3 protein-coding genes are annotated in these 2,038 nt (G+C 65.1%); all 3 read right to left on the bottom strand.

The window, feature by feature from the left end; translation table 11 throughout:
• A partial coding sequence (locus BIS11_RS16185) for a hypothetical protein (protein WP_253586541.1) occupies positions 1–206 on the bottom strand: 206 nt, incomplete at its 3' end.
• A gap of 71 nt (positions 207–277) precedes the next feature.
• Entirely contained in the window at positions 278–1,369 is a 1,092-nt protein-coding gene (pheA, locus tag BIS11_RS16180) for a prephenate dehydratase (protein ID WP_253425272.1), read from the bottom strand.
• Positions 1,370–1,374: 5 nt separating this feature from the next.
• Positions 1,375–2,038: 3-phosphoserine/phosphohydroxythreonine transaminase (gene serC, locus BIS11_RS16175; RefSeq protein WP_253586540.1), on the bottom strand; the 664-nt coding region annotated here is incomplete at its 5' end.

Here is a 2,038-nt window from a genome sequence, read left to right as displayed (position 1 = left end):
CTTTCGAGCACCGACGCCATGGCCAGCACCGGCACGGCGAGCACGATCATCGATACGCCGTCGAGAAGCGGCGCGAGCTCGCAGCCGCCGGCCTCGATCAGCCCCTTCTCGATACCGAGAGCAATTTCGCTCTCGCTCGGATCGCAGGCAACGATGCGTCCTTCAAAGCCCCGCGTCTTGAGCGCGGCGGCGAGCGAGCCGCCCATCAAGCCGAGCCCGACGATCAGAAGCGCCGGCTCGCGACACCCGCCGCCCGGTGCAAAGGCCCCGCGCTCGGTCACAGCACGCCCTGGGGGTAGGAACCCAGTACGCGAAGCTCTAGCGCCTGCTGGCTCACTTCCTCGAGCACGGCGGCCACGCCCGGCTCATCACGATGCCCCTTGAAGTCGATGAAGAAGACGTAGTTCCAGACGCCGGTACGCGAGGGACGCGTCTCGATGCGGGTCAGGTCGATGCCGTGGCGATGGAAGGGCTCGAGCAGATCATGAAGTGCCCCGGGCTGGTTGCGCATCGCTACCACCACCGAGGTCTTGTCCTCGCCGCACATCGGCACGTCGTCGCTGCCGATGATCAGAAAGCGCGTCGAGTTGTCCGGCCGGTCCTCGATCTTTTCGGCGATGTGCGCCAGCCCGTAGAGCTTGGCCGCCATGTCACCGGCGATCGCTGCGCTGTGCCACTCGGTCTTGACCAGCTTCGCCGCTTCGGCGTTGGAGGAGACCGGCACGCGCTCGGCGTGGGGAAAGTGCGCGTCGAGCCACTTGCGGCACTGGCCGAAGGACTGCGGGTGCGAATAGATGCGGGTGATCTTGTCGCGCCGCGTGTTCTCGCTCACCAAGAGGTGGTGATGAATGCGCAGCACCACTTCGCCGCAGATGCGGATCGAGGAGTCGATGAAGGTGTCGAGGGTATGGTTGACCACACCCTCGGTGGAATTCTCGACCGGGACCACGCCGTAGTTGACCGCACCGGCTTCGACCTCGCGAAACACCTCGTCGATCGCTGCCATCGGCAGGCTGATGGCGCTGTCGCCGAAATGCTTGAGCGCCGCCTGCTGGGTGAAGGTGCCCTCGGGGCCGAGGTAGGCCACCTTGATGGGCTTCTCCAGCGCCAGACACGCCGACATGATCTCGCGAAACAGCCGGGCCATCTCTTCGGCGTCGAGCGGCCCTTCGTTGAGCGCCATGATCCGGCGCAGTACCTGGGCCTCGCGCTCGGGGCGGTAGAAGATGGCGTTCTCGTCCTCGGCGAGCTTGACGTGTGCCACCTGCTGGGCGCAGCTGGCACGCTCGCTGATCAGGCGCACGATGTCACCATCGAGCTGGTCGATGCGCTGACGCAGCGCCTCGAGGTTGATCGGCGTATCTGACATGGATCCTAGCCCTTTCGTTGTTCGAAATCGTGCATGAAGGCGATCAGCGCGTCCACGGCGGCTTCCGGCACGGCGTTGTAGAGACTCGCCCGCATCCCGCCGACGCTGCGATGGCCTTTCAGGTTCAAGAGTCCCGCCGCCTCCGCCTCGCTCAAAAACGCTTTATCGAGCGCACTATCGGCGAGCACGAACGGCACGTTCATGCGCGAGCGGTTGTGCCTCGCGATCGGGTTCGAGTAGAAGTCACTGTCATCGATGGCGCGGTAGAGCTTGTCGGCCTTGCGCTGGTTCAGCGCATCGATGGCCGAAAGCCCGCCCATCTCGTTCTCCAGCCAGTCGAAGACCAGCCCGGAGAGATACCAGGCGTAGGTCGGCGGCGTGTTGACCATCGACTCCGCTTCGGCGAGCGCCTGGTAGTCGAACAGCGTCGGGGTGCGGGCGAGTGCATGCCCGATCAAATCCTCGCGCACGATGACCAGCGTAAGCCCGGCAGGCCCGATGTTCTTCTGGGCGCCTGCGTAGATGACGCCGAAATCGGTCACGTCGATGGGCCCGGACAGAATGCTCGAGGACATGTCGCACACCAGCGGCACGTCCGCGCCATCGGCACGGGCGAGCGTCGGCACGTAGTCGAACTCGAGTCCGCCGATGGTCTCGTTGGCGGTGTAG

It is taken from the genome of Halomonas sp. 707D4 (assembly GCF_024158685.1).
Classification (GTDB): Bacteria; Pseudomonadota; Gammaproteobacteria; order Pseudomonadales; family Halomonadaceae; genus Vreelandella.
Note: the sequence above shows the minus strand (reverse complement) of the source record. Positions and strands in the feature narration are given on the sequence as shown.

What these genes read in the sequence shown, in the direction of transcription:
- pheA (WP_253425272.1), bottom strand. Translation starts at nt 1,369, where the DNA reads ATGTCAGATACGCCGATCAACCTCGAGGCGCTGCGTCAGCGCATCGAC.